Annotated in this window: 5 protein-coding genes; 2 read left to right on the top strand and 3 right to left on the bottom strand. The window is 53.6% G+C overall.

The window, feature by feature from the left end; translation table 11 throughout:
* From E0D98_RS23230 to ccdA, 3 genes are all read right to left on the bottom strand, one after another.
* A partial coding sequence (locus tag E0D98_RS23230) for a site-specific integrase (protein WP_131891122.1) occupies window positions 1-759 on the bottom strand: 759 nt, incomplete at its 3' end.
* On the bottom strand, window positions 760-1,065 hold the full coding sequence (ccdB, locus tag E0D98_RS23225) for a type II toxin-antitoxin system toxin CcdB (RefSeq protein WP_001159871.1): 306 nt from the start codon (window positions 1,063-1,065) through the stop codon (window positions 760-762). It lies immediately after the preceding gene.
* 1 nt (window position 1,066) lies between these two features.
* Window positions 1,067-1,285 carry a type II toxin-antitoxin system antitoxin CcdA gene (gene ccdA / locus E0D98_RS23220; protein WP_000813639.1) on the bottom strand — a complete coding sequence of 73 codons (219 nt, stop codon included), beginning with the start codon at window positions 1,283-1,285 and terminating at the stop codon, window positions 1,067-1,069.
* A 558-nt stretch (window positions 1,286-1,843) separates the two neighbouring features.
* On the opposite strand from ccdA, the gene E0D98_RS23215 reads away from it, so the two are divergent.
* Window positions 1,844-2,104, top strand: a complete 261-nt coding sequence (locus E0D98_RS23215; protein ID WP_000434493.1) for a hypothetical protein — start codon at window positions 1,844-1,846, stop codon at window positions 2,102-2,104.
* On the top strand, window positions 2,101-2,570 hold a 470-nt coding region (locus E0D98_RS23210; protein ID WP_131891119.1), incomplete at its 3' end, for a hypothetical protein. The genes E0D98_RS23215 and E0D98_RS23210, both read left to right, overlap by 4 nt.

Here is a 2,570-nt window from a genome sequence, read left to right as displayed (position 1 = left end):
AAACTGAACCCGGTGCCGTGCAGCCACATCCAGTGCAAACACCTTCGTGTAGACCTCCGTTGAGCTGATGGACTTATGCCCCATCAGGCTCTGCAGGACCTTCAGCGGTATACCGGCATACAGCATGTGCATCGCATAGGAATGGCGGAACGTATGTGGTGTGACCGGAACAGAGAACGTCACACCGTCAGCAGCAGCGGCGGCAACCGCCTCCCCAATCCAGGTCCTGACCGTTCTGTCCGTCACTTCCCAGATCCTCGCTTTCTCTGTCCTGCCTGTTCGTTTATTACGCCGTTCCATGGGGATTTTCAGTGTTGCCACCATCGTCTGCAGCTGGCTGACGTACCAGGAGTCGGAGAGCGGAACCAGCCGGTGAGTCTGCTGCCCGGCAGGCGTTCTTCCTGCCGTCCTGGCTGCTTTTTCTGTCCGCTGCTTCAGAGTGGCCAGCTGCACAAACGGATACGGAGGCACGAGCGAAAAATCCCCCCGCGTCAGCGCCAGTGCTTCATTAATGCGCGCACCGGTGTTCCACAGTGTGGCCAGCAGCATCTTGCGGCGCAGATCCGGGACGTAATGGAGCAGGGCACTCACTTCAGGGGCGAGCAGGTATTTTGGCAGTTCATCATGAACCATCGACATCTGGCGGAGTGCCAGAGCAGCCGGATAATCAATGGCAACAGGCAGCGATGCAGGCTGTCCGGCAGAATACACTGCCGGTACCATGGCTGCAGACTGGCTGTGTATAACGGAGCCTGACATTTATATTCCCCAGAACATCAGGTTAATGGCGTTTTTGATGTCATTTTCGCGGTGGCTGAGATCGGCCACTTCTTCCCCGATAACGGAGACCGGCACACTGGCCATATCGGTGGTCATCATGCGCCAGCTTTCATCCCCGACATGCACCACCGGGTAAAGCTCACGGGAGACTTTGTCTGACAGCAGGCGGGCGCTGGCCAGGGGGATCACCATCCGTCGCCCGGGCGTGTCAATAATGTCACTCTGAACATCCACAAACAGACGATAACGGCTCTCTCTTTTATAGGTGTAAACCTTAAACTGCATTTCACCAGTCCCTGTTCTCATCGGCAAAAGAGCCGTTCATTTCAATAAACCTGGCGACCTCTGCCATCCCTTCCTGATTTTCAGCCTGCCAGCGTTCAGCACGCAGGCGCCGGGCTTCGTTCTGCATGGTCGTACTGACCAGACCGGAGATATTCACGTCATACGCCTTGAGCAGCTGATAGCTGTCGCTGTCAACTGTCACTGTAATACGCTGCTTCATAGCACACCTCTTTTTGACATACTTCTGGTATGCATATCAGTATATATTATGATGATGCAAAAATCAGCGCGTTAATACACATACTGTTATCTGGCTTTTAGTAAGCCTTATTTATTTTACCTTACATTATGTTAACCAATAAAAATTAAAATCAGACTTATAAAAACAAAGCGTAATTATCGAATGACCATTTCCGGCAGATCCGATTTTTCTGTTATTTACTGGTTTCCGGAAGTGTACCACGCTGAGGAAATCATCATATCGCTGTTTTCCGCCCCTGCGTGGCGCATCACAGGTCAGGGAAATAACACAACATATAGTGTCATAATCAGCCAAATGAAGCACTACATGTTGTACTTACAGGAGGCGGCGTTGTGTGGGGGAGAGGAAGATCCGTGACAGCCGGAAACCGGATCTGCGCGGCGGGGAACGGGCAGGAAATATGATAATTAGCAACGTACATAAAATCATATCTGATATTATTAATAATCAATAACACATAAATCATGCAGAATATGATTTTTACCTGTCAGAGCATTATCAGATGGAGCGTGCAGGATGGAGCAGGAAATGACGTTTTCACTCAGCTATGAACAACTGACTCGGTTTGCGGAAAAATGCATCCGGGAATGCAATCTGGACAGCCAGGGCGTAACTTATCTCTGCGAGTCAGCCAAAGCCGGAGCCGTGCTGACCTTCTGGCATGAACTGGCCATAAATGGCTATACCTCAATGAATGCCATAAAGAGACAGGAGATCATTGACGCCGACTTTCAGCGCCTCAGAAAGCTCATCTGGCCGGAGGATGACTGGAAATGACTCAGAGCCGCCGACCGTCGCCACTGCAGCGGAGAGTGCTGATTGTGCTGGCTGCCCTTGATGAAAAACGGCCTGGCCCCGTGCTGACGCGGGACATAGAACGGGTGCTGGAGCGAAGCGGGGAAGCCCCGGTCTACGGGCCAAACCTGCGCGCCTCCTGCCGGCGCATGGAAGCATCAGGCTGGCTTCGCACACTGCGCGCCCCGAATCTGCAGCTGGCTGTCGAACTGACGGACGCCGGCCGGGCCGTGGCACAGCCTCTGCTGCTGGCAGAACAGGACCGCCTCCGGGCAAAACAGCGCGCGGCAGAAGTCGTCGTACTGCCGCTGGTCCCGGCATCAGGTCTGCCCGCAGACGGCACTTCTGCCACTGATCTGGCGGTGGAGCTGAACGGCATGACGTATCAGGCCTGCCGTGGGGATTTTGTGGTACGTCTCGACGGCAGCACCTGTCTGCAGTTATGGAA

The sequence above is a fragment of the Escherichia sp. KCJ4928 genome, assembly GCF_004352695.1.
GTDB lineage: Bacteria > Pseudomonadota > Gammaproteobacteria > Enterobacterales > Enterobacteriaceae > ECMA0423.
The sequence above is the reverse complement of the archived record's forward strand: the minus strand, read 5'-3'. Positions and strand labels throughout refer to the sequence as shown.